Consider the following 18,302-nt stretch of genomic DNA (forward strand, 5'->3'; position numbering starts at 1 on the left):
AACCATTCTCTTCAGTCAGAGTGTAACCTGAGGTACGTTACTCAGTAAGTTTCACAGAGGTTTATTTAGTACGATTTAACTTTTTGGTGTGGGTCAGTGTCCGATCTGCAAATTGATTACCGATACAAAAAGCCAATAGACTCAGTAACAATGAGGGAACGATCGGATGTAGACCTATCAATTTAATATGAAAACTGGCAAGTGGTGTATAGCATAGTGCGCCAGCAATCATTGAGCTAAGCGCACCATGAGCATTGGCGCGCTGCCAATATAGTCCGAGTACCAATGGCCACAAAAATATGGCTTCGAGGCCACCCAAAGCCAACAGATTAAGCCAGATAATCATCTCCGGTGGTCGCCACGCTGCCAGTAGTAACAGTAATCCAAGCAGTAACGTCGACAGATTAGAAATATAGGCGAGTTTGCTTTCATTGCTGATCTCATCGGGTCGCCAATTGAGATATAAATCTTTAATAATAGTCGCTGATGATTGCAGTAACTGAGAATTAATTGTTGACATAATGGCCGCCATCGGTGCTGCCAGAAATATTCCGGCTGCAAACGGCGGTAGTACTTTTATCATCAGTGTTGGAATAACGTGATCGGGGATCGCCAAGTCTGGTAAAACCGCGCGCCCTAATGCTCCGGCCAAATGCATGCCAAGCATCAGTATTGCCACAATAATGGTGCCAAGGATAATCCCACTGTGAACCGCTTTACTGTCACGATAAGCAATACAACGTACTGCCGTGGGCGGTAAGCCAATCAAGCCAAAACACACCAGTACCCAGAATGAGGCCATAAAAGGCAGGTCGAGGATTTGATCACTGCCTTGTGGTGAAATCAATGCTGGATCGATACGTGCGAGTGTCGTGACCGCTTGATGTAATCCGCCGGCGGCATACACGACGGCAACGAGTAACAGAATGGTACCGACTAGCATCACCAGGCCTTGCAAAGTATCATTGAGTACACTGGCGCGGAAACCGCCAAAGGCAGTATAAAGCACAATACTGATGCCAAATATCAGTAAACCGGTGTTGTAAGGGATACCGGCGGCCGTTTCCAGTAAACGGGCACCGCCAATAAATTGCACGGTCATGGCACCGATTAAGGCGATCAATAAACTGATACTCGCCAGCCATACTAGTAAGCGACTTTGATAACGGGCATACAGCATATCGTTGAGTGTCACGGCGTTATAACGACGAGCCAAGATAGCAAATTTTTTTCCCAGTACCCCTAGAGACAGCCAAACCACCGGCAGTTGTATCATGGCTAATAAGACCCAGCCTAAGCCGTATTTATATGCTGCTCCTGGCCCACCAATGAAGGAACTGGCACCAATGTAGGTAGTCGTTAGGGTCATTGCCAAGACAAATCCCCCCATAGAACGGTTGCCAATAAAATATTCGTTGAGGAAATTTCCTGTACGCCGACGTGTATAAGAATAAATGGATAGCGCAAATACTAACATCAGGTAGGCAATCAACGGTAAGACAACATTAGTTTGCATCGTTCTCTCCCAGTGGGATATCACGGAAAATAAAGCGCACCATTAACCAGCAAAACACTATAAATAACAGTGGCAAATAGATACAGGCGATTTCAAACCAAAAAGGCAGCCCCGTTATGCCTATGGAATCGTCAGGCCAGTAAGCACTGAGGATCCAGCCCACCAAATAAGCCAGTGTTAAAGTAAAAGCCCATCTTGCTTCTTTGTGGGCTTGAACAAATCTCTCATCCATCGATGCTCCGGTTAATATTTATCTCGTCGTCTCTTTTTCTTAGAACCTATTCGAAATCTCTTGTGCTCGCCGTGTTTTGGTCAAGTTATTCGTCAAAAACGAGCTCAAAATGCTCACTGACTCCTTTTGTTGTATACAAAGAGTAAACTGTGCTTTCCTACTCATTTTTTCTTCTCTTGAGCACAGCAACAAAAGATTTGGAACAGGCTCTTAGAAGATCATTAATCACTTTGCTACCAATTGAGAGACATAACTTAAGAGGACAAAGGAAGAAATACTTAAGAGATATCAGTAAAGAACAGTTTAACAAGAAGTCTATTAAACCGTTACTGGAAGGCGCCTGCAAGACAGTTGGCGAACATTTTTTGCCTGGCTGGAGAAATATTGAAGGTTATGGCGAAACTGTGAGCAACAGCTCAAGAACAGACAACAACCTGCTGAAATATTTTACTCGTCAAACTGGGCATCAGCTATCTTTAGCTACAAGCGCCGGTCATTTCGGTATTATTGGTAAAACGGGCCGGTAACGAAAAGTTATTAAAATATAAAGTTAGTCATTATGAGTCGTTTTTATAAGAAATCGAATAGCGATGAAAGCCAACAATACTATCGGAGACACTTATGTTGAGTATTTTCAAGCCCGCCGCGCACCAAAGCAAGCTACCCGAAGAACGGATAGATTCGACTTATCGACGCTTACGCTGGCAAATTTTTTGCGGCATATTTTTCGGTTATGCCGCTTATTATTTGGTACGTAAAAATTTTACCCTGGCGATGCCCTATTTGATCGAACAGGGTTTTTCACGTGGTGACTTAGGCTTCGCTTTATCCGGCATTTCTATCGCTTATGGTTTTTCAAAATTTATTATGGGTTCAGTTTCTGACCGCTCTAATCCACGTGTATTTCTTTCTGCGGGGTTGATTCTATCTGCTGCAGTGATGCTGTTTATGGGATTTGTCTCTTGGGCAACATCAAGCATTGCCGTGATGTTTGTGCTGTTGTTCTTGTGCGGTTGGTTCCAGGGTATGGGTTGGCCTCCCTGTGGCCGTACTATGGTTCATTGGTGGTCAAAAAAAGAACGCGGTAGTATCGTTTCTATTTGGAATTGCGCTCATAACGTCGGTGGTGGTTTGCCGCCATTACTGTTCCTTTTGGGAATGGCCTGGTTTCATGACTGGAAAGCAGCATTATATATGCCGGCTTTTGGTGCCATGCTGGTGGCACTCATCGCTTTTGCTTTGATGCGTGATACCCCTCAATCCTGCGGTTTACCACCTATTGAAGAGTATAAAAATGATTATCCTGATGACTACAATGAAAAAACAGAAGAAGAATTGACAGCAAAGCAGATCTTTATGCAGTATGTTTTACCCAACAAATTGCTATGGTATATCGCTATCGCTATCGCTATCGCTATCGCTAACGTTTTCGTTTACTTACTTCGCTACGGTATCCTCGATTGGTCACCCACTTATCTCAAAGAGGTCAAGCACTTTACGCTGGATAAATCATCATGGGCTTATTTCTTGTATGAATATGCGGGCATTCCAGGGACTTTGCTCTGTGGTTGGATGTCAGATAAAGTATTTAAAGGCAATCGGGGAGCAACTGGCGTATTCTTTATGATATTGGTGACTATTGCTACTGTCGTTTACTGGCTCAACCCCGTTGGTCATCCCGTTATTGATATGATTTGCATGATCACCATCGGCTTTTTAATCTACGGGCCGGTCATGCTGATTGGTCTTCATGCCCTGGAACTGGCACCGAAAAAAGCAGCCGGTACCGCTGCGGGGTTCACCGGTCTCTTTGGCTACCTTGGTGGTTCTGTCGCTGCCAGTGCGTTTGTTGGTTATACCGTTGATTTCTTCGGTTGGGACGGTGGTTTTATGGTGATGATTGGTGGCAGCATTATCGCGGTTATATTGTTAATCATTGTGATGTTAAGCGAGAAGAGACACCAAAAAGAACAGGTTAGCCAGTATACGTAATGATGATGTTGCCGCTATACAGTCTGTTATTTTAAGCCATGGTATCAGGCTGCGGTTTTTTTATATCCTAAAATGGGAGCATGAAAGTATGGCAAGTTATGCCAATAAGTTAATCAGTATCATTTTCGCCTCTGTAATAGCAAATAGTGTTTATGCTGAAGAAAAACCATCGACAAACAAATTGGTTATCGCCCATCGTGGCGCCAGTGGTTACTTACCCGAGCACACATTACCTGCTAAAGCGCTGGCTTATGCGCAAGGCGCGGATTATTTAGAACAGGATTTGGTGATGACCAAAGATGATCAACTGATAGTACTGCATGATCATTATTTAGATGGTGTCACCGACGTGGCACAGCGTTTCCCGGGGCGGGCACGTAAAAAAGATGGTCGCTACTACGCGATCGATTTCACTCTAGAGGAAATTAAATCGCTGAAAGCCAGTGAAGTTTTCGATATTGAAGGGGGTAAACCAGTACAGCGTTACCCAAAACGTTTCCCGATGGGAAAATCTGATTTTCGAGTACATACCTTCCAGGAAGAAATAGAGTTTGTTCAAGGATTGAACCACTCGACCGGTAAAAACATCGGCATCTACCCTGAGATCAAAGCGCCCTGGTTTCATTATCAGGAAGGGAGAGATATCGCCACTAAAGTACTTCAAGTGCTTAAAGAGTATGGCTATCGTGACAAAAAAGATAAAGTTTATCTGCAATGCTTTGATCCTAACGAATTAAAGCGGATTAAAAAAGAACTACTACCGAAAATGGGCATGAACTTAAATTTGATCCAACTGATCGCGTATACCGATTGGAAAGAAACTTACGAACAACAACCTAATGGTCAGTGGGTCAATTATAACTATGACTGGATGCTTCAACCGGGTTCGGATGCCATGAAAAAAATCGCCGAGTACGCCGATGGTGTTGGCCCAGATTACCATATGCTGATCGCCGATAGCTCAACACCGAAGGAGATCGTATTGACTGACATGGCTGAACAAGCTCATGCTAATAAGCTGCAATTGCATCCTTATACCCTTCGTGCGGATGCTCTGCCATCATACGTAACCGATGTTAACCAGTTATATAACATCATTTATGAAAAAGCGAAGGCAGAGGGTGCCTTTACTGATTTCCCTGACAAAGGTGTACACTTTTTACAACAGCAGGGACAGCATAAATGATCTGTTTATACCAAAAACATTTTACGTAAATAATGAGGGACTGCATCATCGGCATTAGAGCCAATAATTTCCAGCGCAGGTAATGCCTCTTTCAGGCGTGCATGCGCATTTTTCATGATGCAGCCTTTACCTACCATAGAAAGCATTTCCATGTCGTTCATACCATCACCAAAGGCGATGCAGTTTTGTAGCGAATGACCAAAAATTTGTGCGACTTGTTGTAATGCATGCCCCTTAGATACGCCTGCTCCCATGACTTCCAGGCACGTAGGCAATGAGAAACACACATTAACACGATTGCCCCAACGCGTTTTGATCTCTTGTTCCAATAGCAGCAATTTTTCATGGTTGTAACTGATGAAATAGATTTTGCACATGCCATCAGTGGGCAATGATTTGATCTCCACAATCTGGTAGTTAAAAATGGATTCGTGGAAAAATTTGGCCTGCTCAGGGCTTTCACGATTGATATACCAGTCGTCATTACGATAAACATTGGTCAAAATATCGGGGTTATCGTATTCCATTGCGTAGAGATCATGAACAATGTCTTCATCGAGATTATCGCTGAAAATCAACTTGTCTGCGGTGTTATGCACCCGCGCACCATTCGAGGTGATCATAAAAGCGTCGATGGCGACTCTGGCACGAATTTGTGAAACATCAACATGATGGCGGCCGGTAGCAAAAACAAAGTGCACCCCGCGTTCTGTCAGTGATTTAAGAGTTTCTCTAGCATAAGGAGAAAGTGTGTGATCAGGGGATAGCAAGGTGCCATCCAAATCAGAAGCGACAATATGATACATAACAGTCCGTTTTAACCTCTGGTAAAATTAACATCAATCTGGTCGTGGTCATCAGATTGATGTTTCAGCACTGTGTATAACAGCGCTACTTTTATGAGTCGTTGAGATGCTTGCGTATCGCTTTGATAAAAGCAGCACCAAAACGTTCCAGTTTGCGCTGCCCTACGCCATTAACACTCAACAAATCCCTGCTAGTGATCGGTATTTTTTCTGACATTTCCAACAAAGTAGCATCGTTAAATACGACATAAGGTGGAATATTTGCTTCATCAGCCATCGATTTACGCAATTTACGTAATTTGGCAAACAGCTCACCGTCACTGACGGTTTGGTTTTTGTAAACCTTGTGGCCACCGGAGGATTTCTGGTTTTTAGCATTTCTTCTGGGTTTGAAATCCTGGATCCGCGGCACCGCCAGCGATAACGGTATTTCAGAGCGTAATATTGGCCGAGCAGCTTCAGTCAGTTGTAGCGCAGAAAACATCTCAATATTTTGACGCAGTTTGCCTAAATGAATCAGTTGACGTAATACACTGGTCCAGTGTTCTGCTGCTTGCTCACGACCAATACCGAAAACCGATAATTTATCATGACCCAGGGTCCTAATGCGCTGATTATTCGCACCGCGTAATATTTCAACAACATAGCCTGCTCCGAAGCGCTGGCCTACCCGATAGACACAAGACAACACCTTTTGTGCATCGACCAGGCCATCATAACGTTTAGGAGGATCGAGACAAATATCACAGTTGCCGCAAGATTGCTGCTGATATTCACCGAAATAATTGAGCAACACCAGACGGCGGCAGGTTTGTGTTTCGGCAAACGCCACCATCGTATTCAATTTATGACGTTCAATATTTTGTTGCTCACCGGCCGGTTTTTCCTCGAGGCAACGACGCAACCATACCATATCCGCCGGATCATACAACAACATGGCTTCGGCGGGCAGCCCATCGCGTCCGGCACGACCCGTTTCTTGATAGTAAGATTCGATGGTGCGTGGAATATCGAAATGTACCACAAACCGCACGTTTGGTTTGTTGATCCCCATGCCAAAAGCAACCGTCGCTACGACTATCTGCAGATCGTCGCGTTGAAAAGCCTCCTGCACTTGCGCTCGGAGCTGATTATCCAGCCCAGCATGATAGGCTGCCACACTTAATCCACGATTTTGTAAGAGCTCGGTCGTTTTATCCACTTTTGCTCGGCTGTTACAATAAACAATACCGCATTTTGCTTGCTGAGTGCTAATAAAGCGCCACAATTGATCCAAGGGTTTAAACTTTTCAATTAAGGTATAACGGATGTTAGGACGGTCAAAACTACTGATCTGAATCAAGGGTTGATGCAAATTCAGTAGTCGGGCAATATCACTACGTGTCGTTTCATCCGCTGTTGCCGTCAGTGCAATCACTGGCAAACTGGGAAAGCGCAATTTTAGCTGATTTAAAGCGCGGTATTCTGGTCGAAAATCATGCCCCCACTGTGAGATACAATGTGCTTCATCTACCGCTAACAGCACCGGTGAAAAATGTGGCAATTGCTCGAGAAAATTTTCCATTACTAGCCGTTCAGGAGCGATATACAACAGCCTAATTTGACCGTTACGACAGCCGGTCATTACTTTCGTTTGTTGTTCCCAGGTTTGGGTAGAGTTTAAACAGGCAGCAGTGACACCATGAGCCAATAACTGGTCAACTTGATCTTTCATCAATGAAATCAAAGGAGAAACGACCAGAGTCAAACCTTTCATTACCAATGCAGGGATCTGATAGCATAAAGATTTGCCAGCACCAGTTGGCATCACGACCAGGCAATCTTGCCCTGACAAAGTAGCGTTGATAATTTCTTGCTGTCCTGGCCTAAATTGCTGATAGCCGAAGATATCGCGTAATATTTTTACGGTTTGTTGTTCCCTGTCTGTCACCCTCTTACCTCTGCAAGAAGTCTAATGTTTTTTTTCTCACGGGTATCCGTTGAGTTACAGCCATTTTTTACGTTTGAAATAAAGATAGGGTGCGACACCCGCAATAATCATTAGGCTCACTGCTCCAGGATAACCAAACGACCAATGCAGTTCCGGCATGAACTGAAAATTCATACCGTAACTCGAGGCCACCAGTGTAGGAGGCAGGAAAATCACTGAGACTACCGAGAAAATCTTGATAATACGGTTTTGTTCGATATTGATAAAACCCATCGCTGCTTGCATCAAGAAATTTACCTTTTGAAATAGGGACTCATTATGTGGTAGCAGGGATTCAATATCACGCTGTACTTCACGTGCCTGTTCAAGTTGTCCCGCGGGTAAGCGCGCTTTACGGACGAGAAAATTTAACGCCCGTTGGGTATCCATCAAACATAGGCGCACTTTCCAGCCGATATCTTCTTGTTCCGCCAAGATAGACAGCGCTGCATCATACTTATCACCCTGTTGACCTTCCATGATCACTCGACTTAATTTTTCTAAATCGTTGTAAATATTTTCGATTTCGTCAGCAAGTTGCTCAATTTTGGTTTCAAACAGATCCAACAGTAATTCGTAGGCGTTACCGTCTACCAGCTTCTGTGTACGAGCACGCATTCGGTAAAGACGAAAAGCTGGCAATTCGCGCTCACGTAAGGTATACAGGCGACCATCACGAATGGTGAAAGCCACTGTAGTATTGCCCGCGTGATCTTCTGCATCCTCGTAATAGAAAAATGAGTGAATATGTAAACCATCTTCATCTTCAAAGAAACGCGCAGAGGCCTCGATGTCATCTAGCTCTGGTCGAGTCGCCAGATTTTGACCCAATTCAGTTTGTACCCGCTCACGTTCTGCTATCTCTGGCTCCATCAAATCGACCCACAGTGCAGCAGTCAGTTTATCCGATTCATCCAGCTCCAAACGGGATAACCGATGATTATCTAATTTAAATGCGCTTAACATATTCCATTGACTCCGCCTAACTTGCAGGGTTATAACTTCTCTAATCTTGCATAGGCCACTACCAGCCACTTTGCTTTCTCACCAGGAAAGGCCACTTGTACCCGTTTTTGTTCATCATTATTTTCTAGTTGCACTATCGTGCCTTCACCAAATATGGGATGGCGTACACGTTGACCTACGGTAAAATCGTTATCGTCTTTATGTAGGGAAGGATCCCTCGAATAATTTTTAAACGGACGAGAAACCGTAGCACGTGATCGAACTCTCTCGATACAGATTGACGGGAGTTCATCAATAAAACGAGAAGGCGGCTGTTTTACATCTTTACCATAGAAACGACGGCTTTCCGCATAAGTTAACGTCAGTTTCTGCATCGCACGGGTGATGCCAACATAGGCGAGGCGGCGTTCTTCCTCCAAATGTCCACTTGTATCCGACGATATTTGGCGAGGGAATATACCTTCTTCCACGCCGACAATAAATACTTGCGAAAATTCTAGACCTTTGGCGGAATGAAGTGTCATCAATTGTACCGCATCCTGGTGAGGATCGGCCTGTCCTTCACCCGCTTCTAACGCAGCATGAGAAAGAAACGCTGACAACGGTGACATGTCTAAATCTTCGTGTTGGTATTGTTCGGTTGCCGTTACCAGTTCTGTAAGGTTTTCAATCCGGGCTTGACCTTTCTCACCTTTTTCTTCTTTGTACATTGACCATAGACCGGAATCGTGAATGATTTGATCAGTTTGTTTATGTAACGGCAAATTAGCGGTTTCATGTGCCAATGCTTCCACCAGTTCAATAAAACGTTGGAGTGTCGCGGCGACACGACCTGCCAACACGTTATTCTGTAACAGTGTCGTGGTGGATTGCCACAGGGTCAACTGTTGGTCGCGCGCATGTTGGCGCAGTATATCTAAGGTGCGATCGCCAATACCCCGCGTCGGTGTATTCACTACCCGTTCAAAAGCAACATCATCATTACGGTTGCAAACTAGGCGCAGATAAGCCAAGGCATCCTTTATTTCCTGACGTTCAAAGAAACGCTGACCGCCATAAATACGATACGGCATAGTGGCGTGTAGAAGTGCATCTTCCAATACCCGTGATTGCGCATTGTTGCGATACAAAATGGCACAGTTTTTTAGTAAACCTCCTCTTTCTTGCCAAACTTTGATCCGACTAACGACGAAACGGGCTTCATCCCATTCATTGATGGCGGCATAGAGAGCAATAGGTTCCCCTATGGCTGCCTGCGTCCATAGATTTTTGCCTAGCCGTTCACTGTTATTGGCAATCAGCGTATTAGCCGCCGTCAGGATATTACCGGTGGAACGGTAATTTTGTTCCAATCGAATGGTTTCTGCAGCAGGGTAGTCCTGTAAGAAACGTTGAATATTTTCAACCTGCGCCCCACGCCAACCGTAAATCGATTGATCATCATCACCGACGATCATCACATTAGCCTGATCTCCGGCCAATAAGCGGATCCAGGCGTACTGAATGCTGTTAGTATCCTGAAACTCATCGACTAAAATATGATTAAAACGCTGTTGGTAATGATTCAGGATATCTGGTTTATGCAGCCATAATTCATGGGCCCGCAGCAGCAGTTCTGCAAAATCGACCAATCCACCCCTGTCACAGGCTTGATGATAGGCGTGATAAATACTCAACCAGGTGGCTTCTGCCAAGTGACCGTAATCTTCAATATGTTGTGGACGTAATCCGGCTTCTTTTTTGCTATTGATGTACCACATGGCTTGACGTGGTGCCCATTTTTTGTCATCCAGATTAAGAGCTTTGACGATACGTTTGACTAAACGTAACTGATCGTCACTATCGAGCACCTGGAAATCCGGCGGCAGATTGGCATCCAAATGATGGATCCGCAATAGCCGATGTGCCAGTCCGTGGAAAGTACCCATCCAAATGCTATGGTTATTGTTGCCATCGCCGAGTAAATGCTCAATACGGTAGCGCATCTCGGCGGCTGCTTTATTGGTGAAAGTGACCGCGATAATAGAAAAGGGCGATACTTTTTTTTTCGATAATAACCACGCGATACGATGCACCAATACGCGGGTTTTACCACTACCGGCACCTGCCAGTACCAACCTGTTGCTTAGAGGAGCTGCCACGGCTTCGCGTTGTTTTTCATTCAAACTGTCAAGTAGATAAGAATCGTCCATAAGCACTGTTTAGTTTTTACCTCGTTTCGCTCTCGGATGGGCAGCATCATACACTGTTGCTAAATGTTGAAAATCAAGATGGGTATAAATTTGCGTAGTAGACAAATTGGCATGCCCGAGCAGTTCTTGTACGGCACGTAAATCACCGCAAGATTCCAGCATATGGGTAGCAAAAGAATGACGTAACTTATGTGGATGAATATGGCTGTTTACGCCCTGTTTCACTCCCCACTCAGCAAAACGCTTTTGCACATTACGTGGTGAGATACGTTTACCGGTATTGGCTAAAAAAATAGCATCATCTTGTGGAACGAAGAGATCACGCAAAGGCAGCCAACGCTGTAACCAGGTGACTGCTGTCATCCCGATAGGCACTTTTCGCTCTTTACTGCCTTTGCCCAGTACCCAAACTTCGCCTTCGATCAGATCCACATGTCGGCAATCCATTCCGATCAATTCCGCAAGCCGTAAACCCGCACCATACATCACTTCAAGCATAGTGCGATCACGGATCGCTAAAGGATCCTGTAATTCGATATCCAGTAAGCGATCGACTTCATCGACATCAATATTTTTTGGTAAATGATGCCCACTACGCCCGGTTGTGATGCCCTTTGCCGGGTTAGCCTGCAATATCCTCTGTGTTACTAAGTAGTCAAGAAAACTACGCAATGCAGAAAAACGTAATGCCAGGCTAGAAGCATGTAAGCCAGCACGTTTGCTCTGTACCAGCAACTTACGAACCCCCGCAGCATCTAGCATTTCCCATTGTTTGATCCCTAGTTGATCGATCATCTTGATGAGTATTTGCAACTGACGGCTATAGCTAGCCACCGTCAATGGACTGAGTTGACGTTCAACCTTGAGATAATGCAAAAAGTTATTAACTGGTTGCTGTAGCATCGTTAGCATGGTGTGGACGTCCGTTCTATCCAACGTGTCAATAATCCGGGTAAAAATTTGGCAATTTGATGCAGTATCACCGTTCCCATGCCTTGCTGATAATGTTGACTATCGTGGCTACTGAATATAATTACACCGAGATCCCCCTTGTCTCCGAGCAGAGATAAAGCCACAGAACCTACCTGCTGTGCCTGTGGCAAGAGCAGCTGTAACTCAGTTTCATTTAGACTACCAAGAAAGTGCTGCTCTTCAGACAATCGTTGTCGGCGTAAGGGTTCAAAGATCTGCCGTGACAGCGCCAAATTCGCCACATCAAAAGGTGTATTTAACTGCCAGCGATCGCTGAACAGGCGCACATGGGCATCTAACAAACCGAATGTTCGTGCCCAATGTTGTAAACGTTTTAACATGTCTCTCAGAGTACTGGCGATGGCTAAGTCTGCCTGTAGCTGTAACAAACGTTTGCACAGCATTTCATTTAAACCCGCATATTCCATCAATAAAGTAATTTCTTCCTGTAGCTGTTTGATTTCATTGCGCTGGCGTCTCAATTGCCATTCGACGAGAGAAATACCGCCCTTCATCGGATGAGGGATACGTATCTTTTCAACTAAAGAGGCATTACGAATAAAAAAATCGGGACTCTGTAATAAATATTGCATAACAAGCTCATCATTTAGCTCGATGTCCGTTATTGTCTGTTCTTGATAATTATTCATACATTGAAACTCGTTATAAATGAATAAATCCGTCGTAGAGATGGGCAGCTTGTCCCGTCATATATAATGGATGACCTGCACCTTGCCAATTAATGCGCAAACTACCACCTTGCATCTGTACATCAACATTCTCACCCAATAGCCCCTGCTCAATACCAACGGCGACAGCTGCACAGGCACCGCTACCACAAGCCTTGGTTTCACCGACTCCACGTTCATAAACACGTAAGCAGATACGTTCCCGACTGACTACCTGCATAAAACCAATATTAGCGCGTTGCGGAAAACGTTCATGATTCTCTAGTATTGGTCCCAGTAATGCCACATCGGCAACTGAAATATCCTCTACCTGTAGCACACAGTGCGGATTGCCGATAGAAACCACGCCGCAAAGCACAGTATGTTCAGTGGTGCGCAAAATATAGGTTTTTTCAGCTTTTGCCGCGCGAAAAGGAACAGCCTGAGGAGCAAACACAGGCTCACCCATATTGACGCAAACTTGTTCATCATCGGTTATATGCAATACCATACGTCCGCTTTGTGTACTGACATGAATATGCCGTTTTTTTGTCAATCCTTTAAGATGTACAAATAGGGCAAAACAGCGCGCACCGTTACCACATTGAGAGACTTCGCTACCATCTGCGTTGAAAATACGGTAGTGAAAATCCAGCTCAGGATCATAAGGCGCTTCTACCACTAACATTTGATCAAAACCAACACCAGTATGTCGGTCTGCCAGGCGACGGACAAGTTCTGGTGAAAAATAAACACTCTGAGTGACAGCATCGACAACCATGAAATCATTGCCAAGACCATGCATTTTGGAGAACTGCATATCATACTCCGCTAGCTACTGACGGGCTAAATCAGGATGCGCTGTTGCTATTTTTACTTTTTCCACTTTTTGTATCACAGCGGGAGGCGAATAAAGTGGCCCTTTTAATCCACAACCTACCAATCCAACCCATATTATCGTGATCAGCAGCCAACGTTGTTGTTTTTTCATCATAGTGATGCCTGTAATTTATTCATCTATGCTCTCTATAATCGGCAGCTCGATCATTAAAAGCAAGTAAAACCACTCAGGGGTATTCTAGAGCCTATTCTAAATCTTTTTGATCGACACTCAGACGAAGAAAAAAGGGATGAGACAGCGCAGTTTACAAAGCGTAAATGAGCATTTTTATCCCTTTTTGATGAAGTATCAGTAATAAGAAGAGGAGATTTCGAACAGGTTCTTAGGAGGGAATAACAGCCAGTTGAGAGCAGAGTTGTTTAGCAGCCAGCAGGATACGTGGACTGGTGCGATTAAACCAGTCTTCATTGAGTACAATCACCGGTAGCTCAAGTTGTGGTCGCCAAAAGGTTTTTATGTTTTTGGCTTGCGATGGTTGACCACTAATAATCACCACCTGAGGGCGACGTCGCAAAACTTGTTCACGGCTAATTTGCGGCCAGGGTATCTGACTATCCGCAAAAATATTTTTACCACCACAGAGTGTCACTATTTCACTTTGCAAGGTGTTACCTGAACTGGTAAATAGAGGTTGAGTGCCAAATTGCAGTAGGACCCGAAGTGGTTGAGAATGGCGGCCATATTGTTGATATAGTGCGGCAATTTGCTGACGAATTTGCGCGGCAGCCTGATAGGCCTGTTTAGCATTAGGGCTGTAAACAGCCAGTTTTTCCAAATCTTGTACCATTTGCTCGAGACTATGGGGATCGGAATAAAAAATAGGAATGCCGAAAGCCGCCAGTTGGTCCAATGAGCGTTGTGGGTTGCCACCACGCCAGGCGAGGATAAGATCAGGTTTTAACGCTAAAATTCGCTCGACGTTGATCCCTTGCCAGGAAGCAACCCGTTCCAGTTTATTGGCTGATGCCGGGTAGTCGGAATAGTCACTGACCGCCACTAACTGATCACCCAATCCGGCCGCATAAGCCAACTCGGTAGTGCTGGGAGCGAGGCTGATTACTCGCTCAGCCGCACTCAGGGGGAATACCAGTGAGGCCGTGATTAGCAGGCTAATAAAAAGAATGACGCTCTCACACTTGGAAAGCACTTTTAGTTTCATGCAGCAGCAGGAGACTGTTGAGCTAAATCTGATAACATGCTGGCAACTAATCGGCTAGACTGTTGCGCTGCTACCGGTAAAAACTCGTCAAAACTCAGATGTGATTTTTGACAGGCAACATCGGAGATCGCGCGCACTATTACAAAGGGTATATTGAACTGATGACACACATGCCCAATAGCCGTCGCTTCCATGTCTACGGCGATTGCTGCCGGGAAGTGTTTTTTAAGGCGTTCTAAAGGCTCAGCGCCGTTAATAAAGGCATCGCCACTGCAAATTAGACCTGACCGCGCCGGTAACGTTAACTGTTCAATACCTTTTTCTGCCGATGTAATCAGCCGGTTATCTGCGGTAAAAGTAGCGGGACAACCGGGTATCTGACCGAGTTTATGATCAAATGCCGTCACGTCCACATCGTGGTAACAAACTTCCTTAGAGACGACGATATCGCCGATTTTGAGATTACTCGCCAATCCCCCGGCGGAACCGGTATTGATGACGTAATTCGGCTGGTAATGATTAAGTAATAAGGAAGTACTGATCGCGGCTGAAACTTTACCGATACCTGATTGCAGCAAAGCCACTTCAACACCGTTGAGCTGACCGGTATAAATTTCAAATCCTTGCAACGATCGAGTTTGACAGTTGTCAATCTTGTTACGCAGTAGGGTTATTTCTGGTTTCATGGCACCAATAATGGCTATTTTCATCGTATTGTTCGCTAATTACCAAGGTTAGATTAATATATCGCCTGTATTTGGCTTGAAAGAGAGACATTATGCAAGAGGTCTGCTTTCGGAACCTGTTCCAAATCTTCTTGAGCGACGCTCAGACAAGGAAAAAACGGGCGAAAAAACGCAGTTTACTCTTTGTATATAATAAAAGGGAGTCAATGAGCATTTTGAGCGTGTTTTTGACGAATGACTTGAGCGAAACACGGTGAGCACAAGAGATTTCGAACAGGTTCTAATGAACTTCGGGTCGAAGAATTAATCATACAAGGTATGACTAAGCAAGTAGGTCAAATCATCCGCTAATTTTATTTTATCTCTAGAGAAATCGATTTATGAAGAAAACCATTTTAGTGTTCAGTACATTGGCATTGAGTATAAGTTTAGTTGTCATGCCAGTTGTAGCCACTGCTGCAGGACCCCTTTCCAGTAATCAGATAGGAGATAGCCAGACAGGCAGCGGGCAAGTGTTGCCAAGTTTAGCACCGATGCTAGAGAACGTAATGCCTGCAGTGGTCAGCATTAATATTGAAGGCAGTACCATTGTTAAGAGAGACCAGAGATCATCGCAGTTTTTTGGCGACGCTTCTCCCTTTTGCCAAGAAGATTCTCCACTCCAGAACTCGCCTTTCTGCGGGGGTAATCAAAGGGGTTATAGCCAGCCAATAGAAAAAAATTTTAAGGCGTTGGGCTCGGGTGTAGTGATCGATGCAGATAAGGGCTATGTCGTCACCAATAACCATGTGGTGGAGCACGCGAGTAAAATTCAAGTGCAATTGAGCGATGGTCGTCACTACGATGCGAAAATCATTGGTAAAGATCCCCGCACTGATATTGCTCTGCTGCAATTGAAAGACTTTAAAAATCTGAAAGCCATGAAAATGGCCGATTCGGATAAGTTACGAGTGGGAGATTATACCGTTGCCATTGGTAATCCTTATGGTTTGGGAGAAACCGCGACATTCGGTATTGTTTCTGCGTTGGGGCGCAGTGGTCTGAATTTGGAAAATGACGAAAATTTTATCCAAACCGACGCAGCGATTAACCGGGGTAATTCGGGTGGCGCTTTGGTTAATTTGCAGGGTGAACTGATTGGTATTAATACGGCGATCCTCGCCCCTGATGGTGGCAATATTGGTATCGGTTTTGCCATTCCAAGCAACATGATAAAAAATCTGACGGCTCAAATGGTGGAATTCGGTCAGGTAAAACGAGGCGAACTCGGGATTATGGGTACCGAGCTTAATGCAGAATTGGCGAAAGCCATGCGAGTAGATGCACAAAAGGGGGCTTTTATTAGCCAGGTGTTACCGAATTCTTCTGCTGCTAAGGCGGGTATTAAAGCCGGAGATGTGATTGTCAAATTGAATAATAAACCGGTCAACAGCTTCGCCTCTTTCCGTGCTGAGATAGGCAGTTTACCCATTGGGACAAAAATGACGTTGGGTTTGTTGCGTGATGGCAAACCTATTACCATTAATATCACCCTGGAACAGGGTTCTCAGGCTCGCGTCAGTTCTGGTACGCTTTATAAGGGGATTGAGGGAGCGGAATTAAGTAATGCCACTAGCTCTCCAGGAGTGAAAATCGGTGAGGTAAAACCGGGGTCTGCAGCCTTTCGTATTGGCCTGAAAAAAGATGACATTATCATGGCGATCAGCCAGCAAAGAGTGCAGAATTTGGCAGATTTACGTAAAATACTCGACGGAGAACCCAAGATCTTAGCGTTACGTATTCGTCGTGGTGAGAATGATATTTATCTTTTAGCACAACAATGACCGCCTGTGGGCAGGGTTCGCCTTGCCCACCTTCTGATTTTTGATGAAGTATTCGTGAGTGTAATGGATTTCGAATAGGCTTAAGAGCCGTTGTTGGTCCCAAAGCCTGCTAGCTGCTCGCGATGATAGTCGTCCCACATAAACTCAACCTTTTCCGTTGATTCTTTTTCGATTGTTAAGTCTTTTTGCTGTGTATTGAGAAAATTCATTACATCCCAGCATAGCACATGAACACCACTACGATTTGCCGCCGATATTATGTAATATTTTTCTTGCCATCCTAGCGCGGCGGTAATGCTTTTTGCGCGTTCTTCGACTTCTGTTTTGTCTAGCAAATCAGTTTTGTTGAAGACTAACCAACGTGGTTTGTTGACAAGATCAACCTTATATTGCTGTAATTCGTTAATAATGATATTGATATTTTCAACTGGATCAGAACCGTCTATCGGTGCGATGTCGACCAAATGTAATAACAGACGGCAACGCTCCAGATGTTTTAAGAAACGGATCCCTAAACCTACACCTGTTGAGGCCCCTTCAATTAGCCCTGGAATATCAGCGACGACAAAACTTTGCTCATGATCCATCCGAACAGCACCAAGGCTCGGTACCAAAGTAGTAAAAGGGTAATCGGCCACTTTCGGTTTGGCGGCAGAAACGGCACGAATGAAAGTAGATTTACCCGCATTAGGCAACCCTAGCATGCCAACATCCGCTAACAATAAAAGTTCCAGGGTCAAATCACGTGCTTCTCCGGTTGTTCCCATCGTTTTTTGGCGTGGAGTACGGTTAACAGAAGATTTAAAACGTGTATTACCCAGTCCGTGAAAGCCTCCTTGCGCTACCATCAAACTCTGCTGGTGGCATAACATATCACCCAGGATTTCACCGGTACCTTGATCTAATACCCTGGTACCCACCGGCACTTTAAGGGTGATATCCTTACCTCGTTTGCCGGTACAGTCACAACTTTGACCGTTTTGACCACGCTCGGCACGAAACGCTTTTACAAAGTGATAGTCGATCAAGGTGTTGAGATTCTCATCCGCGAGTAGATAAACATTACCGCCATCACCGCCATCCCCTCCGTTAGGCCCTCCATCCGGGATGTATTTCTCGCGACGAAAACTGACGCAGCCGTTACCGCCATCACCGGCCACAACGAGGATCATGGCTTCATCTACAAACTTCATTTTACTTTCTCCGTAAATCAGTTATCGGGTACAGAGAGCCT

At 44.8% G+C, this 18,302-nt stretch carries 17 protein-coding genes; 4 read left to right on the plus strand and 13 right to left on the minus strand.

Annotated elements, in window-relative coordinates; genetic code table 11:
• Nucleotides 1-61: 61 nt before the first annotated feature.
• A complete protein-coding gene (gene panF / locus AAHH42_RS03720) occupies nucleotides 62-1,516 on the minus strand; it encodes a sodium/pantothenate symporter (RefSeq protein WP_072549948.1) in 1,455 nt (484 codons plus the stop codon).
• On the minus strand, nucleotides 1,506-1,748 hold the full coding sequence (locus AAHH42_RS03725) for a YhdT family protein (protein ID WP_072549947.1): 243 nt from the start codon (nucleotides 1,746-1,748) through the stop codon (nucleotides 1,506-1,508). Before AAHH42_RS03725 ends, panF begins: the two co-directional genes overlap by 11 nt.
• A gap of 149 nt (nucleotides 1,749-1,897) precedes the next feature.
• Between AAHH42_RS03725 and AAHH42_RS03730 the strand changes: the two genes are divergently transcribed.
• The 3 genes from AAHH42_RS03730 to glpQ all read left to right on the plus strand — a co-directional run bounded on the left by AAHH42_RS03730 (nucleotide 1,898) and on the right by glpQ (nucleotide 4,926).
• Nucleotides 1,898-2,275, plus strand: coding sequence for a hypothetical protein (locus AAHH42_RS03730; protein ID WP_342221705.1), 378 nt, complete (start codon nucleotides 1,898-1,900; stop codon nucleotides 2,273-2,275).
• 94 nt (nucleotides 2,276-2,369) lie between these two features.
• Nucleotides 2,370-3,740 carry a glycerol-3-phosphate transporter gene (gene glpT, locus AAHH42_RS03735; protein ID WP_342221707.1) on the plus strand — a complete coding sequence of 457 codons (1,371 nt, stop codon included), beginning with the start codon at nucleotides 2,370-2,372 and terminating at the stop codon, nucleotides 3,738-3,740.
• 88 nt (nucleotides 3,741-3,828) lie between these two features.
• Nucleotides 3,829-4,926, plus strand: a complete 1,098-nt coding sequence (gene glpQ, locus AAHH42_RS03740; RefSeq protein ID WP_072549944.1) for a glycerophosphodiester phosphodiesterase — start codon at nucleotides 3,829-3,831, stop codon at nucleotides 4,924-4,926.
• A 5-nt stretch (nucleotides 4,927-4,931) separates the two neighbouring features.
• On the opposite strand, the gene yigL is transcribed toward glpQ, so the two are convergent.
• The 10 genes from yigL to mtnN all read right to left on the minus strand — a co-directional run bounded on the left by yigL (nucleotide 4,932) and on the right by mtnN (nucleotide 15,269).
• A complete protein-coding gene (gene yigL / locus AAHH42_RS03745; RefSeq protein WP_342221708.1) occupies nucleotides 4,932-5,732 on the minus strand; it encodes a sugar/pyridoxal phosphate phosphatase YigL in 801 nt (266 codons plus the stop codon).
• Nucleotides 5,733-5,823: 91 nt separating this feature from the next.
• Nucleotides 5,824-7,662 (minus strand): ATP-dependent DNA helicase RecQ, encoded by a 1,839-nt coding sequence (recQ, locus tag AAHH42_RS03750; RefSeq protein ID WP_342221709.1) that lies wholly within the window; start codon nucleotides 7,660-7,662, stop codon nucleotides 5,824-5,826.
• A gap of 54 nt (nucleotides 7,663-7,716) precedes the next feature.
• Nucleotides 7,717-8,667, minus strand: a complete 951-nt coding sequence (corA, locus tag AAHH42_RS03755; protein ID WP_072549941.1) for a magnesium/cobalt transporter CorA — start codon at nucleotides 8,665-8,667, stop codon at nucleotides 7,717-7,719.
• 29 nt (nucleotides 8,668-8,696) lie between these two features.
• A complete protein-coding gene (gene uvrD / locus AAHH42_RS03760; RefSeq protein WP_342221710.1) occupies nucleotides 8,697-10,859 on the minus strand; it encodes a DNA helicase II in 2,163 nt (720 codons plus the stop codon).
• Nucleotides 10,860-10,868: 9 nt separating this feature from the next.
• A complete protein-coding gene (xerC, locus tag AAHH42_RS03765; RefSeq protein WP_342221711.1) occupies nucleotides 10,869-11,771 on the minus strand; it encodes a tyrosine recombinase XerC in 903 nt (300 codons plus the stop codon).
• Complete coding sequence (locus tag AAHH42_RS03770; protein ID WP_072549938.1) at nucleotides 11,765-12,481, minus strand: DUF484 domain-containing protein; 717 nt, start codon at nucleotides 12,479-12,481, stop codon at nucleotides 11,765-11,767. The genes xerC and AAHH42_RS03770 overlap by 7 nt, the downstream gene beginning before the upstream one ends.
• A 13-nt stretch (nucleotides 12,482-12,494) precedes the next feature.
• Nucleotides 12,495-13,319: a diaminopimelate epimerase gene (dapF, locus tag AAHH42_RS03775; protein WP_072549937.1), complete on the minus strand. Its 825-nt coding sequence runs from the start codon at nucleotides 13,317-13,319 to the stop codon at nucleotides 12,495-12,497.
• 15 nt (nucleotides 13,320-13,334) lie between these two features.
• Complete coding sequence (gene lptM / locus AAHH42_RS03780; protein WP_072549936.1) at nucleotides 13,335-13,493, minus strand: LPS translocon maturation chaperone LptM; 159 nt, start codon at nucleotides 13,491-13,493, stop codon at nucleotides 13,335-13,337.
• Between the two features lie 229 nt (nucleotides 13,494-13,722).
• Complete coding sequence (gene btuF / locus AAHH42_RS03785) at nucleotides 13,723-14,523, minus strand: vitamin B12 ABC transporter substrate-binding protein BtuF (protein ID WP_425286322.1); 801 nt, start codon at nucleotides 14,521-14,523, stop codon at nucleotides 13,723-13,725.
• A 32-nt stretch (nucleotides 14,524-14,555) separates the two neighbouring features.
• Nucleotides 14,556-15,269: a 5'-methylthioadenosine/S-adenosylhomocysteine nucleosidase gene (mtnN, locus tag AAHH42_RS03790; RefSeq protein ID WP_072549934.1), complete on the minus strand. Its 714-nt coding sequence runs from the start codon at nucleotides 15,267-15,269 to the stop codon at nucleotides 14,556-14,558.
• Nucleotides 15,270-15,625: 356 nt separating this feature from the next.
• On the opposite strand from mtnN, the gene degP reads away from it, so the two are divergent.
• Nucleotides 15,626-17,068: a serine endoprotease DegP gene (degP, locus tag AAHH42_RS03795; RefSeq protein WP_072549933.1), complete on the plus strand. Its 1,443-nt coding sequence runs from the start codon at nucleotides 15,626-15,628 to the stop codon at nucleotides 17,066-17,068.
• A gap of 80 nt (nucleotides 17,069-17,148) precedes the next feature.
• Here the strand turns inward: degP and cgtA are convergent, their stop codons facing one another.
• Complete coding sequence (gene cgtA, locus AAHH42_RS03800; RefSeq protein WP_342221712.1) at nucleotides 17,149-18,261, minus strand: Obg family GTPase CgtA; 1,113 nt, start codon at nucleotides 18,259-18,261, stop codon at nucleotides 17,149-17,151.
• Nucleotides 18,262-18,302 lie beyond the last annotated feature (41 nt).

The organism is Candidatus Fukatsuia endosymbiont of Tuberolachnus salignus (assembly GCF_964030845.1).
Lineage (GTDB): Bacteria > Pseudomonadota > Gammaproteobacteria > Enterobacterales > Enterobacteriaceae > Fukatsuia > Fukatsuia symbiotica.

What these genes read in the sequence shown, in the direction of transcription:
- panF (WP_072549948.1), bottom strand. Translation starts at nt 1,516, where the DNA reads ATGCAAACTAATGTTGTCTTACCGTTGATTGCCTACCTGATGTTAGTA.
- AAHH42_RS03725 (WP_072549947.1), bottom strand. Translation starts at nt 1,748, where the DNA reads ATGGATGAGAGATTTGTTCAAGCCCACAAAGAAGCAAGATGGGCTTTT.
- glpT (WP_342221707.1), top strand. Translation starts at nt 2,370, where the DNA reads ATGTTGAGTATTTTCAAGCCCGCCGCGCACCAAAGCAAGCTACCCGAA.
- glpQ (WP_072549944.1), top strand. Translation starts at nt 3,829, where the DNA reads ATGGCAAGTTATGCCAATAAGTTAATCAGTATCATTTTCGCCTCTGTA.
- yigL (WP_342221708.1), bottom strand. Translation starts at nt 5,732, where the DNA reads ATGTATCATATTGTCGCTTCTGATTTGGATGGCACCTTGCTATCCCCT.
- corA (WP_072549941.1), bottom strand. Translation starts at nt 8,667, where the DNA reads ATGTTAAGCGCATTTAAATTAGATAATCATCGGTTATCCCGTTTGGAG.
- uvrD (WP_342221710.1), bottom strand. Translation starts at nt 10,859, where the DNA reads ATGGACGATTCTTATCTACTTGACAGTTTGAATGAAAAACAACGCGAA.
- xerC (WP_342221711.1), bottom strand. Translation starts at nt 11,771, where the DNA reads ATGCTAACGATGCTACAGCAACCAGTTAATAACTTTTTGCATTATCTC.
- AAHH42_RS03770 (WP_072549938.1), bottom strand. Translation starts at nt 12,481, where the DNA reads ATGAATAATTATCAAGAACAGACAATAACGGACATCGAGCTAAATGAT.
- dapF (WP_072549937.1), bottom strand. Translation starts at nt 13,319, where the DNA reads ATGCAGTTCTCCAAAATGCATGGTCTTGGCAATGATTTCATGGTTGTC.
- lptM (WP_072549936.1), bottom strand. Translation starts at nt 13,493, where the DNA reads ATGATGAAAAAACAACAACGTTGGCTGCTGATCACGATAATATGGGTT.
- mtnN (WP_072549934.1), bottom strand. Translation starts at nt 15,269, where the DNA reads ATGAAAATAGCCATTATTGGTGCCATGAAACCAGAAATAACCCTACTG.
- degP (WP_072549933.1), top strand. Translation starts at nt 15,626, where the DNA reads ATGAAGAAAACCATTTTAGTGTTCAGTACATTGGCATTGAGTATAAGT.
- cgtA (WP_342221712.1), bottom strand. Translation starts at nt 18,261, where the DNA reads ATGAAGTTTGTAGATGAAGCCATGATCCTCGTTGTGGCCGGTGATGGC.